The 16,155-nt window shown below is 69.8% G+C and carries 16 protein-coding genes and 1 tRNA gene; 9 read left to right on the plus strand and 8 right to left on the minus strand.

Translation table 11 applies throughout. The features are described 5' to 3' along the window. Positions 1–5 precede the first annotated feature (5 nt). Both CEP17_RS00290 and CEP17_RS00295 read right to left on the minus strand, forming a co-directional pair. The gene (locus CEP17_RS00290) at positions 6–2,807 is read right to left on the minus strand and encodes a hypothetical protein (protein ID WP_112930831.1); all 2,802 of its coding nucleotides are present in this window, start codon (positions 2,805–2,807) and stop codon (positions 6–8) included. Then, positions 2,804–4,636, minus strand: a complete 1,833-nt coding sequence (locus CEP17_RS00295; RefSeq protein WP_112930832.1) for an HSP90 family protein — start codon at positions 4,634–4,636, stop codon at positions 2,804–2,806. Before CEP17_RS00295 ends, CEP17_RS00290 begins: the two co-directional genes overlap by 4 nt. A gap of 98 nt (positions 4,637–4,734) precedes the next feature. Here CEP17_RS00295 and CEP17_RS00300 point away from each other — a divergent pair, with 98 nt between their 5' ends. From CEP17_RS00300 to rplA, 6 genes are all read left to right on the plus strand, one after another. Then, the gene (locus CEP17_RS00300; protein WP_039411433.1) at positions 4,735–5,169 is read left to right on the plus strand and encodes a pyridoxamine 5'-phosphate oxidase family protein; all 435 of its coding nucleotides are present in this window, start codon (positions 4,735–4,737) and stop codon (positions 5,167–5,169) included. 131 nt (positions 5,170–5,300) lie between these two features. After that, positions 5,301–5,373, plus strand: a tRNA-Trp gene (locus CEP17_RS00305). Between the two features lie 96 nt (positions 5,374–5,469). Next, positions 5,470–5,733: a preprotein translocase subunit SecE gene (secE, locus tag CEP17_RS00310; protein ID WP_036316892.1), complete on the plus strand. Its 264-nt coding sequence runs from the start codon at positions 5,470–5,472 to the stop codon at positions 5,731–5,733. A gap of 53 nt (positions 5,734–5,786) precedes the next feature. Further along, positions 5,787–6,857, plus strand: a complete 1,071-nt coding sequence (nusG, locus tag CEP17_RS00315; RefSeq protein ID WP_112930833.1) for a transcription termination/antitermination protein NusG — start codon at positions 5,787–5,789, stop codon at positions 6,855–6,857. Between the two features lie 144 nt (positions 6,858–7,001). After that, complete coding sequence (rplK, locus tag CEP17_RS00320) at positions 7,002–7,433, plus strand: 50S ribosomal protein L11 (RefSeq protein WP_005050009.1); 432 nt, start codon at positions 7,002–7,004, stop codon at positions 7,431–7,433. A gap of 13 nt (positions 7,434–7,446) precedes the next feature. Continuing rightward, complete coding sequence (rplA, locus tag CEP17_RS00325) at positions 7,447–8,136, plus strand: 50S ribosomal protein L1 (protein WP_005050012.1); 690 nt, start codon at positions 7,447–7,449, stop codon at positions 8,134–8,136. 62 nt (positions 8,137–8,198) lie between these two features. Here rplA and CEP17_RS00330 read toward each other — a convergent pair whose 3' ends face one another. After that, the gene (locus CEP17_RS00330; protein WP_036316881.1) at positions 8,199–8,474 is read right to left on the minus strand and encodes an acylphosphatase; all 276 of its coding nucleotides are present in this window, start codon (positions 8,472–8,474) and stop codon (positions 8,199–8,201) included. A 183-nt stretch (positions 8,475–8,657) separates the two neighbouring features. Here CEP17_RS00330 and CEP17_RS00335 point away from each other — a divergent pair, with 183 nt between their 5' ends. Continuing rightward, complete coding sequence (locus CEP17_RS00335; RefSeq protein WP_343234087.1) at positions 8,658–9,491, plus strand: formylglycine-generating enzyme family protein; 834 nt, start codon at positions 8,658–8,660, stop codon at positions 9,489–9,491. A gap of 6 nt (positions 9,492–9,497) precedes the next feature. On the opposite strand, the gene CEP17_RS00340 is transcribed toward CEP17_RS00335, so the two are convergent. Then, on the minus strand, positions 9,498–10,154 hold the full coding sequence (locus CEP17_RS00340) for a LysE/ArgO family amino acid transporter (RefSeq protein ID WP_112930835.1): 657 nt from the start codon (positions 10,152–10,154) through the stop codon (positions 9,498–9,500). 27 nt (positions 10,155–10,181) lie between these two features. Here CEP17_RS00340 and CEP17_RS00345 point away from each other — a divergent pair, with 27 nt between their 5' ends. Further along, positions 10,182–11,102: a LysR family transcriptional regulator ArgP gene (locus CEP17_RS00345; protein ID WP_112930836.1), complete on the plus strand. Its 921-nt coding sequence runs from the start codon at positions 10,182–10,184 to the stop codon at positions 11,100–11,102. Here CEP17_RS00345 and CEP17_RS00350 read toward each other — a convergent pair. The 4 genes from CEP17_RS00350 to CEP17_RS00365 all read right to left on the minus strand — a co-directional run bounded on the left by CEP17_RS00350 (position 11,089) and on the right by CEP17_RS00365 (position 15,311). Continuing rightward, positions 11,089–12,141 (minus strand): NADP-dependent oxidoreductase, encoded by a 1,053-nt coding sequence (locus CEP17_RS00350; protein ID WP_112930837.1) that lies wholly within the window; start codon positions 12,139–12,141, stop codon positions 11,089–11,091. The genes CEP17_RS00345 and CEP17_RS00350 overlap by 14 nt on opposite strands. A gap of 168 nt (positions 12,142–12,309) precedes the next feature. Next, positions 12,310–12,774 carry a MarR family transcriptional regulator gene (locus CEP17_RS00355; RefSeq protein WP_036316898.1) on the minus strand — a complete coding sequence of 155 codons (465 nt, stop codon included), beginning with the start codon at positions 12,772–12,774 and terminating at the stop codon, positions 12,310–12,312. After that, the gene (locus CEP17_RS00360) at positions 12,767–14,473 is read right to left on the minus strand and encodes an MDR family MFS transporter (protein ID WP_112930838.1); all 1,707 of its coding nucleotides are present in this window, start codon (positions 14,471–14,473) and stop codon (positions 12,767–12,769) included. The genes CEP17_RS00355 and CEP17_RS00360 overlap by 8 nt, the downstream gene beginning before the upstream one ends. Positions 14,474–14,618: 145 nt before the next feature. Further along, positions 14,619–15,311, minus strand: coding sequence for a YqaJ viral recombinase family protein (locus tag CEP17_RS00365; RefSeq protein WP_112930839.1), 693 nt, complete (start codon positions 15,309–15,311; stop codon positions 14,619–14,621). A gap of 318 nt (positions 15,312–15,629) precedes the next feature. On the opposite strand from CEP17_RS00365, the gene rplJ reads away from it, so the two are divergent. After that, positions 15,630–16,118, plus strand: coding sequence for a 50S ribosomal protein L10 (gene rplJ / locus CEP17_RS00370; protein ID WP_005051470.1), 489 nt, complete (start codon positions 15,630–15,632; stop codon positions 16,116–16,118). The last annotated feature ends 37 nt before the right edge of the window (positions 16,119–16,155 follow it).

The following is a 16,155-nucleotide window of genomic DNA, read 5'->3' on the forward strand; positions in this document are numbered from 1 at the left end:
TCGGCTCAGGCCGGCAGCACCGCGCGGACGTCCGCGGCCTCGCCGTGGCGCCCGAGCGCCTCGAGCAGGTCGCCGAGCTCGAGCGCGACGGCCTGCCGCAGCGGCTCCGCGTCGCTCGCGTGCTCGAACGCCGCGCGGTAGAGCGCGACGGCGTCGTCGGCGCGCTCGGCTTCGCGCAGCACCCGCGCCGCCAACAGCTCGGACCCTCCGGCGGATGCCGGGTCGCCGGCATCCGCGAACGTGTCCGCGGCCTGCAGCGCAGTCGCCACGGCGGCATCGGTCTGTCCCTGACCGGCGAGTAGCCGGGCGCGCGTGTCCAGGACGTCGGCCACGAACCACGTCGCCTCGTGCCGGCGGCCGAGCTCCAGCGCTTCGTCGATGAGCGTCACCGCCTCGTCGTCGCCGCGCTGCTGGTGCGCCTGCGCGAGCACGTGCAGGCCGTCGGCGAGCAGTCCCACTTCGTCCTCGTTGCCGCGGACGAGATCGACGGCCTCGGTGAGAACCTCGATGGCGTCGTCCGTGGCCCCGAAGCGACCGAGCAGGCGTCCCTGCTGCACGAGCGCGTACGCGCGTCCGACGGCGTCCTCGGCCTCTTCTCGGAGGTCGGCCGCGTAGGCCCAGGCGCCGACCGCGTTGCCGTACTCCTCGGCGGCATGCAGCGCCTGAGCGAGCAGCACCGCGGTCAGAGCCCGCGATCCCGGCTCCACGCCGTTCTCGCTCTCTTCGCGCAGCACGTCGTTGAGCGTGTCCACCGCTTCCGCAGCGTAACCGGCCGCCAGCATCGCGCGGCCCTGGCGGAAGCGCACGTCGACGCTGGGCAGACCCACCGCGTCGCGCCGCTCCGCCGCGACCCGGTAGCGGCTCACGGCGGCCGAGGGCTCGCCGTCGTCCTCGTGCAGCATGGCCGCCAGCAGGAACATCTCCGAGACCATCGCGTCGTCCACACCGATCGATACCGCGACCCGCGCCGCCTCGTCGGCGGCCGCGGCACCCTCCGTGAACTCCTCGGCGACCCCGTGCAGACGGGCACGGGTCGCGAGCACCCGCACCCGGCGCCCGTCCTCGAGCGCAGGGTCGCCGAGCAGCGCGTCGAGCAGGCCGGCGCCGCCGGCCGTGTCGCCGTCGGCGGAGACGGCGTCGGCCTCCAACAGGCGCATGCCGTGAGCGCGGCGGGTGTCGCCGGCCTGAGCGAACAGTGCGGCGGCGGCGCGGGCGGGCTCGGCGGCGTCGGCGTGTGCGCCCGCCCACATCCGGCCGATCGCGAGCGTCGACAGCAGGTCGGCGCGCTCGAGGAGGTGCTCGTCGCCGAGCGCGTCGAGCTCCTCCTGCACCCGCGGCAGCGATTCGACGAGGTCGACGCCGAAGAGCACGAGTCCGAGACGCTCCTCGAGGCCCGCCTGCACGTCGCGGCCCGCCTCTCGGAGCACCGCGAGACGGGCCGGCAGTTCTGCCGCGGCCTCCTCGGTGCGTCCGTATGAGCACAGGGCCGACAGCAGGTGCGAACTCAGTGCGACGCGGTCCTCGCCGACGGCGTCCGGAAGCGCTGCGCGGATCGCGTCGATCGCGGCGCTCGAGCCGGCGCCGGTCAGCACCAGCGCGTGCTGCACGCGCTCCTCGGGCGTCCGTGCAGACGGAGCCGGGGAGGTGGCGCGCGCGGAGAACTCGTGCGAGTGGATCGGCACGTCGTAGCGTTCGCGCGCGGCGGCGCGCAGGCGGGCGAGGGCGCGTCGATGCGCGTCGGTGCCGTTGCGCGCGTCGAACGCGGCGGCGATCGTGTCGGCGAGCTCCCACGCGCGGCTCGCCAGGGCAGACGCGGTCCACGCTCCATCGTGCGGGCCCCACAATGCGACGAGGTCTTCCGCGTCGGAACCGCGCACCGGGGTGTCGGGGTGGCCCGCGGCGGCGACCGCGTCCAGGCCGACGGCGAAGGACGCGAGAGCGGTCTCGTGCGCGGCGGCATCCAGCCCGTCGTGGACGAGCCAGGGCAGGTGCTTCTCCACCAGCGCCAGAGCGCGGGCCTCGTTGCCGGTCACCGCGCAGAAGACGACGTTGTCGGCGATGATGGCGAGGTTGGCGGGGTTGTCCTTCGCGAGCCGGTAGCTGCGCAGGTGGGCCGCCCGCGCCTGGTCGAGCATGCCGGCGCGAAGGTAGGGCAGCAGGATGCGGGCGAGGGCGTGCTCGGGCTCCTCGCCGCACGAGAACCCGCCGTCGATCATCTCCTGCACCAGACGGATGGCGTCCTCTTCCCGCCCCGTCTCGGCGAAGAAGCCGGCGAACTGGCTGCGCACGCAGGCATCGCAGTGGCTGTAGTTGTCGCGCGGCGTCGCCTCCAGAGCGCGCTGCAGTGCGGTCGCCTCCTCGACGCGTCCGGCCGACCAGGCATCTTCGAAGCGCGCCATCAGCACGCCCGACTCGCCGACACCCGCGCGGCGGTAGTGCTCGTGCATGTCATCGAGCACAGCGGCGATCTGGGCGGGAGCGAACTCGGGGGAGTTGGACAGCGCGCCGGCCATCCACTTGTACTGCCAGAGCAGATCGCCCGCGGGCTCGAGCACGGCGGGAAAGCGCTCGGGGTCGGCGTCGTGGTGGGCCAGGCACCACGCGAACGAGGTCAGCATGAGGTCGGTGTCGCCCGACATGTTCGCGCTCGACGTCTGTCGCAGTCGCGCCTCGTACTCGAGGCGCTCGTCGCCGCTCTCCTGCGCCAGCGCGACGGCCTCGGCGACGAGAGCCCGCTCCTCGGGGCCCCAGGGCGTGCGGTCGATCTCGTCGAAGAGGGCGCGGATGCGGGTGCCGTAGCTCGTCATGATTCTCCTTGTTCTTCGTCGGTCTGGGCGCGCAGGGCGTGCTCGAGCAGCTCTGACAGCGAGGTGGTCATGAGCGCGCGGTCCGCCGCGCCGAGGGGGTGGTGTCCGGCCAGCAGCGACTGCACGTACAGCAGCCGCACGCTCAGCGCGAAGACCCGCTCGCCGGTGTCGCGGGGTGTCGTCGCGAGCCGGCGTACGAGATCGTTGTTCCAGTTCAGGCACAGCCGCGACGCCGAGGCCGCCGACCGCTCCCCGTCCCGGGCGACCGCGGCGGCGCGGTCGAGCACGCCTCCCCAGAGGGTCCCACCCGCGCTGCGCGCCCGTCCCCGGTCGAGGGCGCGCAGCACGGCCGGGTCCGAGACGAACAGCCCCGGCAGCTCGGTGCGCTCGAACACGCGCACGATGACCTCGACGTCGGCCAGCGTCGCCGCCGCGCGCCGTTCGAGGGCGACCGCCGCGTCGCGATCGTCGAGCGGGGGAAGATCGAGACGGTCGATCTCATCGACGACGTCGACACGCTCGACGGTGATCTCGGGGAACAGCCTCGGCAGCAGGCGCACGAGATCGGCGTCATAGACATAGCCGCCGTCCACCAGCACACCGCTCGTGTCGGCGACGCTCGCGACCTGACGGAACTCGTCGACCGTCTCCGTGTAGCGCACGTGCGGATAGCGCCGCACCAGCTCTTCGATGCGCAGCCGTCCCTGCGTGGTCTCCACCGACAGCCATCGCACGATGAAGCGGGCGAGCTCGTCGTCGTGGCGCACGAGCGACTTCAGCGCCACCTCGTGGATCGCCACGAACTGCGCCAGGCGTGCCGGGTCGTGCAGCGCCAGTTCGAGGATCCACCGGCGGATGCCGTCGCCGAGCTCTCGCCGCGTCTGCTCGAGGGCATCGTCATCGACCAGCGATTCCCGGCTGGCGGTGGGGTGCAGGCCCTCCGAATCGATCACGGCCCGAGCGAAGAACGCCCAGTCGGGGAGGATGTCGTCGGCCCGCTCGGTCAGCAGCATCCGGTGCAGGTATACCCGCGTGCTCTGCCGGCCCGACGGGGGAGGGGCATAAGGCAGCACGTAGGCGACCCCTCGCGTCAGGGTGGCCGGCACCGACAGCGCGATGGCGTCCAGAGGCTCGGCGCCGATGAGGTCGCGGCCGTAGGCGAGGCGGGCGTCGCGGTCGTCGGCGAGGAACGGCGGCTCGGTCGTGATCGTCATCTCGCCGCCGGCGGGCAGGTCCACCACGATCGTCACCGGCAGATAGGCCGCGAACGTCTCGGCCAGCTCGCGCACCGTGGCGGTCTCGACCAGCGTCCGTGTCTCCGCGCGGGGGGACAGGTGCACGCTCGTGCCGACGGGAATGTCCTGCGTGCACGGCCCGACGCGGAACGTGCCGTCGGAATGGCCCACCCACTCCACCGCCTCGCCGGTGACCGCGCTGCGGGAGCGGATGACGATGGTGTCGCAGACCATGAAGCACGACAGCATCCCGATGCCGAACTGCCCGAGGTAGTCCCCGCGCGGCAGATCGAAGATGTCGCGCTTGGAGCTGCGGCCGACGGTGGCGAGCAGGTCGGCGACCTCGGCGGCCGTCAGGCCCACGCCGTCGTCGCGGAGGACGAACTCGTCGGATGCCGCGCTGACGGGCGTGATCCGCACACGCCCGCCCCCGCCGTCGACGCCTCGACGGGCACTGATCGCGTCGACAGCGTTCTGCAACAGCTCCCGCAGGTACACCCGGGGACCGGAGTAGATGTGTCGGCTGAGCAGGTCGATGACCCCGCGCAGATCGACCTGGAACTGATGGGCGGCGGCGTTCTCGTTCAGCGTCATACCTCGGTGTGGAGCGTCGGGGACCTGTCCAGGCTATTCGAGAATTTTGCCCGGCGCGCAGGCTGGCGATCCGGTCGCGAGCGGAGAATGATGTGGCCATGGACACCTCGGATGCGGTCAGCTTCCTCGATGACCGGCAGTGCTGGCAGCGGCTTGCGGAACAGGAACTCGGACGCCTGGTGACCCATGTCGGCGCCGTGCTGGACATCTTCCCCGTGAACTACATCGTCGACGGCGACAGTGTGGTGTTCCGCACGGCGGAGGGCAGCAAGTTGACCGAGCTGACGATCAACGACGACGTCCTGTTCGAGGTCGACGAGTACAGCGACACCGACGCGTGGAGCGTCGTGATCCGCGGGCACGCGCAGCGGCTCACGACCGCCGACGAGGTCCGCGCCGCGGACGAGCTGGGTCTTCGGCCCTGGATCCCCACCGTGAAGTACAACTATGTCCGGGTGCGCGCGGCATCCGTGTCGGGCCGAGACTTTCGCAGGGGGCCCGAACCCGACCGCTACGGGGTGCAGCAGTACTGACGGTTCGCGCGTCCAGATGGCATGACGTACACTGGACAGTGCAGTTGAAGTCTGCATTCTTTCGCCGTGCCCGCGCTTCGCGTGACGTTCGGGCAGGGAAGCGGTCTTCACCCCGGGATCTCACGATCTCTAGGGCGGTAGCTCAATTGGCAGAGCAGCGGTCTCCAAAACCGCAGGTTGCAGGTTCGATTCCTGTCCGCCCTGCGCGTCAGCGATCAGCTGACACCGCAGGTCGCGCCGGTTCACGCCGGCGTGGGAAGCAAGTCCGAGCACGTCCGAGCACGTCACATGGGTGGGTACATGGTCCAGGAAGAGGCGCACGGCGAGGTCGTCGCAGCAGGCGGCACGCCCCGTGAGAAGAAGCTGAACTTCTTCCAGCGGATCGCGCTCTTCATCCGCCAGGTCTTCGGCGAACTCCGCAAGGTCGTCACCCCGACGCGTCAGGAGCTCCTGAAGTTCACCGGTGTGGTCCTCGGCTTCGTGGTCGTGATGATGGCCGTCGTCTACAGCCTCGACTTGCTCTTCACCTGGGTGGTGCAGGTCGTCTTCGGCACACCGAGCTGATCCAGCCGACGCCTGAGCTGTCACCGCACGACCCCCGAGGGAAGAGGACATACGTGTCTGAGAAGTACACCGACGACGTCGACTGGGCCACCGCCGCCGAGCAGTCCAGTGAGGACGACGAGGCGCAGGAAGGCAACATCCTCGCCGCCGAGGAGCGCTCCTCGGAGCCTGCAGAGCACCTCGCCGTACACGTCGTCGACGATGAAGACGACGTCGAGGGCGAAGACGAAGACATCGACATCGACGACCCGGAGGCAGACGCCATCGTGAACGACGCACTCGAGATCGACGAGGCGGCCGAGGCCGAGGCTGCCGCTGAGGTGCTCACCGACGCGCTCGCCGAGGAAGAAGCCGAGGCCGCCGCCCAGGCTGCCGAGGAGATCGCGCCGTACGACGGCCCCGACGTGAATGGCGAGCCGGACGCGCCCGCGCTGGACGAGGAGTTCGTCGCCGAGGTCTCTGCGGTCGGCGACGTCGTCGACGCCGCGGAGGACGCGACCCCCGACGACCCCTACGAGGCCTTCCGCGCCGAACTGCGTTCGCTGCCCGGCAAGTGGTACGTGATCCACTCCTACGCGGGCTTCGAGCGCAAGGTGAAGGCGAACATCGAGCAGCGTAAGAACTCGCTCGAGGTCGAAGAGGACATCTATCAGGTCGAGGTCCCGATGGAGGACGTCGTCGAGATCAAGAACGGCCAGCGCAAGATGGTCAACCGGGTGCGCATCCCGGGCTACGTCCTCGTGCGGATGGAGCTGAACGAAGACACCTGGTCGGTCGTGCGTCACACGCCCGGCGTCACCGGCTTCGTCGGCAACGCGCACAACCCGACGCCGCTGCGGTTCGAAGAAGCCTTCAACATGCTGAAGTCGCTCGTGCAGGTCACCGAGACGGCCCCCGTCAAGGGCGCCGCCGGCAAGGGGGCGTCGGCTCCCGCGCGCAGCGTCATCACCGAGGTCGACTTCGAGATCGGCGAGACCATCACGATCAAGGAAGGCTCGTTCGCGGGCCTGCCCGGATCGATCAGCGAGATCAAGCCGGAGAGCGGCAAGCTCACCGTGCTCGTCTCCCTCTTCGAGCGTGAGACGCCGGTCGAGCTGTCGTTCGACCAGGTCACCAAGCAGTGATCCCTACCGGATGCCGCGGCATCCGGTAGAATCATCAGGTTGCGCGCGCGTCGCGCGACATCCCCACCACCTTTCGGGTCCGCCGATCGTGTGGAAGCGCGCCCCGAGGCTCCGGCCGACGTGCGCTCGACAGAAGGAAAGAGAATGGCACCGAAGAAGAAGGTGACCGGCCTGATCAAGCTTCAGATCAACGCCGGTGCCGCCAACCCGGCGCCGCCGATCGGCCCCGCGCTCGGTCAGCATGGCGTCAACATCATGGAGTTCTGCAAGGCGTACAACGCCGCGACGGAGTCGCAGCGCGGCAACGTCATCCCCGTGGAGATCACCGTCTACGAGGACCGCAGCTTCACGTTCATCCTGAAGACCCCGCCCGCCGCGGAGCTCATCAAGAAGGCCGCCGGCGTGCAGAAGGGCTCCAAGACCCCTCACACCGTCAAGGTCGCGAAGCTCACCAAGGACCAGGTCCGTCAGATCGCCGAGACGAAGATGCCCGACCTGAACGCGAACGACATCGAGGCCGCCTCGCTGATCATCGCCGGCACCGCCCGCTCCATGGGCATCACGGTCGAGGACTGAGGGGGAACGCACAATGGCTAAGTCCAAGGTTTACGAAGCAGCCGCGGCGAAGATCGACCGCGACAAGTTCTACACGTCCACCGAGGCCGTGAAGCTCGCGAAGGAGACGGGGTCGAAGAAGTTCGACTCGACCGTCGAGGTCGCCCTCAAGCTCGCGGTCGACCCGCGCAAGGCGGACCAGATGGTCCGTGGCACGGTCATCCTCCCGCACGGCACGGGCAAGACCGCCCGCGTCATCGTGTTCGCGACGGGCCCGGCCGCCGAGGCCGCCATCGCCGCGGGCGCGGACGAGGTCGGCGGCGCCGAGCTCATCGAGAAGGTCGCCGGCGGCTGGACCGCGTTCGACGCGGCCGTCTCCACGCCCGAGCTCATGGGCCAGGTCGGTCGACTCGGTAAGGTCCTCGGTCCCCGCGGCCTGATGCCGAACCCCAAGACCGGCACCGTGACCCCCAACCCGGCCAAGGCCGTGGAGGAGATCAAGGGCGGCAAGATCGAGTTCCGCGTCGACAAGCACGCCAACGTGCACTTCGTCGTCGGCAAGGCCTCGTTCACGGCCGAGCAGCTGGAGGAGAACTTCACCGCGGCGGTCGAGGAGATCGTGCGTCTGAAGCCCTCGAGCTCGAAGGGCCGCTACATCCAGAAGGGCGCCGTGTCGACCACCTTCGGTCCCGGCATCCCGCTGGACGTCAACTCCCTCGTCTGATCCTCGGATCGACGTCACGATGGGGCTCCACCTTCGGGTGGGGCCCCATCGTCGTCGTGCGATCACCCGTCGCGGCGGATCTCGAAGACGTTCGACCCCTCCTCGGGCAGCTCCGTGACGCGCAGCTGATCGACCCACCCGCCGCGCGGTCCCGTCCGTGCCCACTCCACGACGGCGGCGACCGCCTCGGGCGGGCCTTCGACTTCGGCCTCGACGGTGCCGTCGGCGCGGTTGCGCACCCATCCCGTCGCGCCCGCCCGGGTCGCCACCGCCTGCAGAGTGAAGCGGAAGCCGACGCCCTGCACGCCGCCCGAGGCGATCAGATGAACCCGTGTCATCGGTCCATCCTGCCCGCGCCGAGCCTCAGAGGGTAGCGTCGAGGGGTGCCGACCGACGACGACCCCTCTTCCGGCTGCGGCTGCGGATGCGCGGCGCCGGCCCGCGGTGCGGTGCCGTCACGGCCTCTGCTGCCCGTCCGCGCGGCCCCGACGAGGGGGTCTCATTCGATCGCGCAGGTGTCCGTGCCCGCCGGAACCTTCGTCATGGGGGATGCCTCGGGAGATCGCAACCCGCTCGACGGCGAGGTGCCGCGACATGCGGTCGAGCTGGCCGCGTTCGAGATCGATGCCACGACGGTCACCGTCGCGGCGTTCGCGCGCTTCGTCGAGGAGACGGGGTATCGCACCGAGGCCGAGGTGTTCGGCTCGTCCGCGGTGTTCCACCTGCTCGTCGCCGCAGCGGACGACGAGGTGTCGGCACCCCTGGGCGGCACTCCGTGGTGGCGTGCCGTCCGCGGCGCGGACTGGTCGCACCCCGGGGGTCGGCTTTCCTCGGTCGACGGCCTCGACGACCACCCCGTGGTCCACGTGAGCTGGAACGACGCCCAGGCCTACTGTGCGTGGGCGGGACGGCGCCTGCCCACCGAGGCGGAGTGGGAGTATGCCGCGCGGGGCGGCCTCGAGGGTGCGACCTATCCGTGGGGCGACGCCGCCGTCGACGACGGTGGGTGGCGTGCGAACATCTGGCAGGGCGATTTCCCGAACGTCAACACGGCAGAAGACGGATGGGTCGCGACCGCGCCGGTTCGTTCCTTCACCCGGAACGGGTATGGCCTCTGGCAGCCCGTGGGCAACGTCTGGGAGTGGTGTGCGGACTGGTTCTCCGCCGACACGTACCGTCGTTCGCCGCGGGAGGATCCGCGCGGCCCGGAGCAGGGGAGCGCGCGGGTGCTGCGCGGGGGGAGCTACCTCTGCCACGCGTCGTACTGCAACCGCTATCGCAACGCGGCCCGCTCCTCGAACACCCCGGACTCGTCCATGGGCAATGCCGGGTTTCGGACGGTCGGCGCGCGCTAGCCGTGTTCACCGGGGCAGGACGAGCCCGATCGCCAGTCCCAGCATGACGATCGCGATCGTACCGTCCAGCACCCGCCAGGCGCGCGGTGTCGACAGGCGTCGGCCCAGGTGGTGCGCACCGAAGCCGAGCGCGCTGAACCAGGCGACCGAGGCCGTGACGGCACCGGCGGCGAAGGCCCACCGCATCGACCCGTGGGTGTTGGCGACCGTGCCGAGGAGGAACACCGTATCGAGATAGACGTGCGGGTTGAGCCAGGTGAGGGCCAGGCAGGTCAGCACGACCGCCGCGCGGCGGGAGACCTCGGATGGCGGGCTCTCGCCCGTCAGGCCGGTCGGTGATGCGCGCAGAGCTCGACGCGCTGCCAGGAGGGCGTAGCCCGCGAGGAAGAGCGCACCGGCCCAGCGAACGGCGTCGATGAGGCCCGGCAGCGTCTGCAGGAGCGCACCGACGCCGGAGACGCCCAGCACGATCAGCAGTGCATCGGAGACCGTACAGACGACCACCACCGCGGTGACGTGCTGGCGGCGGATCCCCTGCCGCAGCACGAACAGGTTCTGCGCGCCGATGGCGACGATGAGAGACAGGCCGAGGCCGAGGCCGGCCAGCGCAGAGGGGAGCACGCACGCGAGCGTAGACCGGCACACGGCGCAAGCCCAGTTCATGATTCTGAAGCACCATAAGCTGAGCTGATGATCCGGATTCCGGCCGAGCTCGCCCACACGCTCGTCACGGTGCTCGACGAGGGCACTCTCGACGGCGCCGCCCGCCGCCTGCACGTGACCCCGTCTGCGATCAGCCAGCGCATCAAAGCGCTGGAGGAGATCCTCGGACGCGTCCTGCTCGTGCGCACCAAGCCGGTGCAGGCGACCGAGGCCGCGCACCCCGTCGTGCGGTACGCGCGTCAGCTCGCGCTGCTGGAAGCCGATGCGGCGCGGGCGCTGGGCCACGACGCCGAGCCGGTTCGGATGCCGCTCGCCGTCAACGCCGACTCGCTTTCCACGTGGTTCCTGCCACCGCTGGCCCGGCTCGCCGAGCGGCATCCGGTCGTCTTCGACCTGCACCGCGACGATCAGGACTTCACCGCGGCGCTCCTCGAGTCCGGGACGGTGACGGGCGCGGTGACCTCGCGTGCACACCCCGTCGCCGGATGCCGCGTCGTTCCCCTCGGCGAGCTGGTCTACGAAGCCGTCGCCACTCCCGCCTTCCGCGATCGGTGGCTCGACACGGGGGCACCCGATGCTGCCGCGCGCCTGCGCGACGCGCCGCTCATCGACTTCGATCGACGCGATGACCTGCAGACGAGGTGGCTGCGCGCACGCGGCATCGATCCGGCGGCGCCACCGCGGCATCGCGTGCCGGCCTCGCACGACTTCGCCACGGCGGTGCAGCTGGGTCTCGGATGGGCGCTGCTGCCGCGGCTGCAGTCGCAGCAGGCGCTGGATGACGGCACGCTCGTCGCGCTGGAGGGTGAGCCGGTTCGCGTGCCGCTGTACTGGCAGCAGTGGAATCTGCGCTCCGAGATGTTGGATGCCGTGGCGGAGGAGCTCGTCGCGGAGGGTCGTCGGGTTCTCGCCCCGGCGGATCCCTCCGGTCGGATCAGCAATCGCTGACGGAGAGCACGATCTTTCCCCTCGTGTGGCCGCGCTCGATCTCGCGATGGGCGGCCTCGGCCTCGGCGAGGTCGTAGACGCGATCCACGAAGACCCGGATCGCCCCCGAATCGAGTAGTCGGGCCAGGGTCGCGAGCACGCTGCCGTCGGGTACGACCTTGTACGACGTGGCCCGCACACCGGCCGCCTCCGCGGCATCCGCGTAGCCGGGCCACGCGCCGGTCGGCACGAGGATGTACAGCCCGCCGGGACGCAGGACCGACAGCGATCGGGTTCCGGTGTCATCGTGGACGTTGCCGATGAGGTCGATCACCACGTCGACCGTTCCGACGACGTCTTCGAAGCGGGTCGAGGCGTAGTCGATGACGACCGAGGCGCCGAGCTCGCGCAGCCAGGGCAGATTGGTGGCCGATCCGGTCGCGATCACCTGCGCGCCGAAGTACGAGGCCAGCTGCACGGCGAAGTGGCCCACCCCGCCGCCACCGGCGTGGATGAGCACCCGTTGCCCCTCGTGGGCGTGCGCGGTCTCGACCACCAGCCCCCATGCCGTCAGAGCCGCCAAGGGAACGGCGGCCGCCTCGACGTGAGAGAGGGCGGCGGGTTTGCGGGCGACGGCGAGGGTGGGAACGACGGCGTAGTCGGCGTACGAGCCGGGTGAGCGCGGGAAGGCCGTCATGCCGAACACCTCCGTTCCGGGAGGCAGCGGGTGCGACTCGTACGGGGTCGACACGACGACGCCACTGAAATCGAAGCCGAGACTGTGGGGCTGATCGGAGAGGGCGCCGTACACGCCGGCGCCGGAGCGGGTCTTGGCGTCGATCGGGTTCACGCCGGCCGCGATCACGCGCACCAGCAGTTCGCTCAGCACCGGTGTCGGCACCGGGACGGTGTCTTCGCGCAGCACGCCGGCCGCGCCGGGCTCGTCGAAGACGATCGCGCGCATCTGCGCCGGGGGCTCGGGAACGGAGGCCTGTCCGGCGGCATCCTTCGTGGATGCCGATCGCAGCGGCCGGAATCTGGTGAGACGGTGAGAGACCATCTGGTCGCTCCTTCCCGTGCGTGTCGGCGTTGGCTGCACGTGCTGCCGCGGCGGCGCGGTGCCCCCGTGAAGACAGTCAACCCCGGAGATGTCTCGACCGTGTTACGCGAGTGCTACCGGGCGACTAATCTCCTCGGCTCATCTCCTCGGCGCCGAGCGGCATCGCCGTCAGCGCCGGGTCACGCTGTCGCCGAGCGCCCGCAGCAGCCGGGTGAGGGCGTTGATGTCGTCCAGCGGCCAGTCCACGATCGCGTCGAGCAGCAGTCCCTGCTGGGGTGCGCGGGCCGCCTCGAGACGGGCAAGACCCTCCGGCGTCGGGGCGAGGAGGCTCGAGCGGCCATCGGCCGGGTCGGGGGAACGGGAGATGAGGCCGAGCGACTCGAGTTCGCGGATGGTCCGGCTCAGCTGGCCCTTGTCCATCATCAGCAGATCGGACAGGGACGACAGCGTCACGCCGTCGCGGCGCGCGATCGTCGTGAACACCTTGTAGGCGCCGGGGAGAAGGCCGGGGCTCACCCGGTTCGCGATCTCGCTGATCACTCGCTGGAAGCGGGTGATCAGCTCACCGAACTCGGACTCCAGTTCCCGCACCGCGGCGGTGCGGGAACCGGAGTCTTCGGTCGTCTCAGCCATCGTTTCGGGTTCCGGCAGGCACGGTGCGCACGGCGCCGGTGGCGGTGAGCGTCTCCATCGCCTCGGGAACCGAGACCGTGGCGAGGTCGGCCTCGCTGGCCTGCATGCGCTCGACGGTGGTCATCGTCGTGAGCGGCTTGTTGGGCAGGAACACGATCGCGATGAGCGAGACCACCGCGAAGGGCACCGCGATCAGGAAGGAGTGCGAGATGCCGTTGGCGTAGATGTCCTCGAACACGACTCGAAGCGTATCGGGCATGGCCGACACCTTGGGCAGCGAGCCGGTCTGCAGCTGCTGCGCCCAGTACGAGGCCTGGTCGCCGAGCCCCATGATCGCGGCGGTGATGTCCTCCTTGCGCTGTGCGACCAGATCCACGACGCGTGCCGCGAGAGCGGCGCCCATCACCGAGACGCCGATCGTGCCGCCGAGGCTGCGGAAGAAGGTGACTCCCGAGCTCGCCACGCCGATCTCCTCCGGCCGGGTGGTGTTCTGCACGACGAGAACGAGGTTCTGCATCGTCATGCCGACGCCGGCGCCCAGCAGGAACATGTACACCGACACGAGAGCGAAGTTCGTGTCGTAGTGGATGGTCGACAGCAGCGCCGACCCGCCGATCAGCAGCACCGCTCCGACGATGAGGTAGGGCTTCCACCTGCCGTAGCGGGTGACGAGGGTTCCCACGCCGACGGAGGCGACCAGCAGGCCGGCGATCATCGGGATGGTCATGAGGCCCGCCTCGGTGGGCGTCGCGCCGCGGGCCAGCTGCATGTACTGGCTGAGGAAGACCGATGCGCCGAACATCGCGATGCCGGTGGCGATCGAGGCGATGACCGACAGGGTGAAGGTGCGGTTGCGGAACAGCGTCAGCGGGACGAGCGGCTCGCGCGAGCGCAGTTCGACGATCACGAACAGCAGGGCCGCGAGGATCGCTCCGCCGACCATCAGCACGGTGGTCAGGCTCCACCAGTCGTTGTTGCCGAGATCCCACCAGTCGCCGGTCGTGGTCGTGCCGGCGTTGGTGACCCAGATCAGCAGCAGCGAGACGGCCGCCGACAGCAGCACGATCCCGAGGTAGTCGATGGTCGTCTTCTTACGGGGTCGTGCGGGCACGTGCAGAGTCGCCTGCACCAGGATCAGCGCCACGACGGCGACGGGAAGCGACACGAAGAAGTTCCAGCGCCAGCCCCACGCGTCGGTGATGACACCGCCCAGCAGCGGGCCGCCGATCGTCGCGAGCGCCATGACCGCGCCGAACAGGCCCATGTACCGACCGCGCTCGCGGGGGCTGATGATGTCGGCCATGAGCACCTGGCTGAGGGCCGCGAGGCCGCCGGCGCCGATTCCCTGCACGGCGCGGAAGGCGATCAGCATCTCCGGCGACTGCGAGAATCCGGCCGCGGCCGTCGCGAGGACGAAGATCACGATCGCGAGCTGGTAGAGCACCTTGCGATTCGTCAGGTCGGCGAGCTTGCCCCAGACGGGGGTGGAGATCGCGGTCGTGAGCAGGGTCGCGGTGACGACCCACGTGAAGGCGGCCTGGTTGCCGTCGAGGTCGTGGATGATGACGGGCAGGGAGCTGGAGACGACCGTGGAGGCGAGCATGGACACGAACATGCCCAGCAGCAGCCCCGACAGGGCTTCGAGGACCTGTCGATGGTTCATGCGCGGCGCGGTGCCGGCGGCGAGCGTTTCTGACATAGAGGGATTTCCTAAAGGTGCTGCGTTGCGGAGGTGACGCCGAGAGCGGCGAAGTGGTTGACGTTAGTCAACGGTTGAGCTTGGTCAACTATATTGTCAACGTTGACCTACGTCAACTATTCCCACGTAGGGGATGTCGCCCGGATCAGTCGCTCAGAGCCAGAGCGCGGTACGGCTCGCGCGGGCGGGATGCGGCGGCATCCATCGCCGTCTCCACGCCCGTCCGGCGCCGCATCGTGCGGCGGTAGAGCTCGTCGATCAGCTCGGTCGCCAAGCGCACGAGGTTGCCGATCTCGCGCTCGTCGCGATCGACCCAGGCGCACCGGGGCTCGTCGCCGACGGGCACGAATCCGTCGTGCTCCTCCCAGACGACGAGGGTGCGCTCCGCGCCCAGCACGTGCTGCTGCCACCAGACCTGTCGAAGGTACGTGCGCGGGATCGACTTCCACGTCTTGTTGGTGGTCTTGATCTCGGCGAGGATCACGCGCCCGTCCGCGTCGACGGTGATGCCGTCGGGGGTGGCGAGATGGCGCTTCTCCACGACGGCGTGGAAGAGCGCGGACGACGGGTGGATGCCGTGGGTCGCCGCGACCCACGCCGCGATCTCCGGTTCGCGGCGGCGCCCGTGGTCGGTGTAGGCGTTGCCGGAGAAGCCGCGGCCTGCTCCGAGCTTGGCATCGGCAGCGCGGGCGATGGCGGCGGGGCTCGTCAGCTGTGCGACGTCCGTGGCGGTGATGCCGCGCGAGCGTGCCCGCATCCAGCCGACGCGGTCGCGGGAGTCGGCGACGATCCGCTCCGCCAGCTCCGGCGCCAGGCGCGCAAAAGCTTCCGGAGTCATGTCATCGAGGCTAACCCCGACCGTCGACGGCGGCGCACGCGACACCCGTGCGACCGGCGATTTGGTGCGTGTGGGCGGCTCACGTATGCTGGATGGAGCCAAAGACCGCTGGTCTCGTCGTCCGCTTCGGTGGATGCCGACGAAGCTCTGCATCGCAGGGGCCCGCGCAGGTGTCACAGACAGTCTCCGGGAAACCGATTCTCAGCTCCGTGCGCTTGCGCCGGAGCTTTTTTGTGTTGCGGGCGTCGCTCGCGAGAGCCGCGATCACGGCTGATGCTCCGCCACCGCGGAGTGTCACGTTCACATCAAGGAGTGACCATGGCGCAGAAGGATGCATCGGTCGCCGAGCTCACGAAGAACTTCGAGGACTCGACTGCCGTACTGCTGACCGAGTACCGCGGTCTGACGGTCGCCCAGCTCAAGCAGCTGCGCAACAGCATCCGTCAGGACGCGAGCTACGCCGTGGTGAAGAACACGCTGACCAAGATCGCCGCGAACAACGCGGGGATCACGGCGCTGGACGAGGACCTCAAGGGTCCCTCGGCCGTCGCGTTCGTGCACGGTGACTTCGTCGCCACCGCCAAGGCTCTGCGTGACTTCGCCAAGGCCAACCCGCTTCTGGTGATCAAGGGCGGCATCTTCGAGGGCAACGCCCTGAGTGCCGACGAGATCAACAAGTACGCCTCCCTGGAGAGCCGTGAGGTTCTGCTGGCGAAGGCGGCGGGCATGATGAAGGCGACGATGGGCAAGGCTGCGGCCACCATCGACGCGCTTCGCGAAAAGCTGGAGACCGCCGAGGCCGCGTAAGCGACCGGCGAGCTCTTTCCCCACACCCCACCTATCT

This window comes from Microbacterium sp. PM5, assembly GCF_003293595.1.
GTDB lineage: Bacteria > Actinomycetota > Actinomycetes > Actinomycetales > Microbacteriaceae > Microbacterium.

Bases quoted from the DNA above. Each gene is read 5' to 3' on its own strand.
- CEP17_RS00295 (WP_112930832.1), bottom strand. From the start codon at position 4,636: ATGACGCTGAACGAGAACGCCGCCGCCCATCAGTTCCAGGTCGATCTG.
- rplK (WP_005050009.1), top strand. From the start codon at position 7,002: ATGGCACCGAAGAAGAAGGTGACCGGCCTGATCAAGCTTCAGATCAAC.
- CEP17_RS00350 (WP_112930837.1), bottom strand. From the start codon at position 12,141: ATGGTCTCTCACCGTCTCACCAGATTCCGGCCGCTGCGATCGGCATCC.
- CEP17_RS00355 (WP_036316898.1), bottom strand. From the start codon at position 12,774: ATGGCTGAGACGACCGAAGACTCCGGTTCCCGCACCGCCGCGGTGCGG.
- CEP17_RS00300 (WP_039411433.1), top strand. From the start codon at position 4,735: ATGGACACCTCGGATGCGGTCAGCTTCCTCGATGACCGGCAGTGCTGG.
- CEP17_RS00360 (WP_112930838.1), bottom strand. From the start codon at position 14,473: ATGTCAGAAACGCTCGCCGCCGGCACCGCGCCGCGCATGAACCATCGA.
- rplJ (WP_005051470.1), top strand. From the start codon at position 15,630: ATGGCGCAGAAGGATGCATCGGTCGCCGAGCTCACGAAGAACTTCGAG.
- CEP17_RS00365 (WP_112930839.1), bottom strand. From the start codon at position 15,311: ATGACTCCGGAAGCTTTTGCGCGCCTGGCGCCGGAGCTGGCGGAGCGG.
- CEP17_RS00290 (WP_112930831.1), bottom strand. From the start codon at position 2,807: ATGACGAGCTACGGCACCCGCATCCGCGCCCTCTTCGACGAGATCGAC.
- secE (WP_036316892.1), top strand. From the start codon at position 5,470: ATGGTCCAGGAAGAGGCGCACGGCGAGGTCGTCGCAGCAGGCGGCACG.
- CEP17_RS00345 (WP_112930836.1), top strand. From the start codon at position 10,182: ATGATCCGGATTCCGGCCGAGCTCGCCCACACGCTCGTCACGGTGCTC.
- CEP17_RS00330 (WP_036316881.1), bottom strand. From the start codon at position 8,474: ATGACACGGGTTCATCTGATCGCCTCGGGCGGCGTGCAGGGCGTCGGC.
- rplA (WP_005050012.1), top strand. From the start codon at position 7,447: ATGGCTAAGTCCAAGGTTTACGAAGCAGCCGCGGCGAAGATCGACCGC.
- CEP17_RS00340 (WP_112930835.1), bottom strand. From the start codon at position 10,154: ATGAACTGGGCTTGCGCCGTGTGCCGGTCTACGCTCGCGTGCGTGCTC.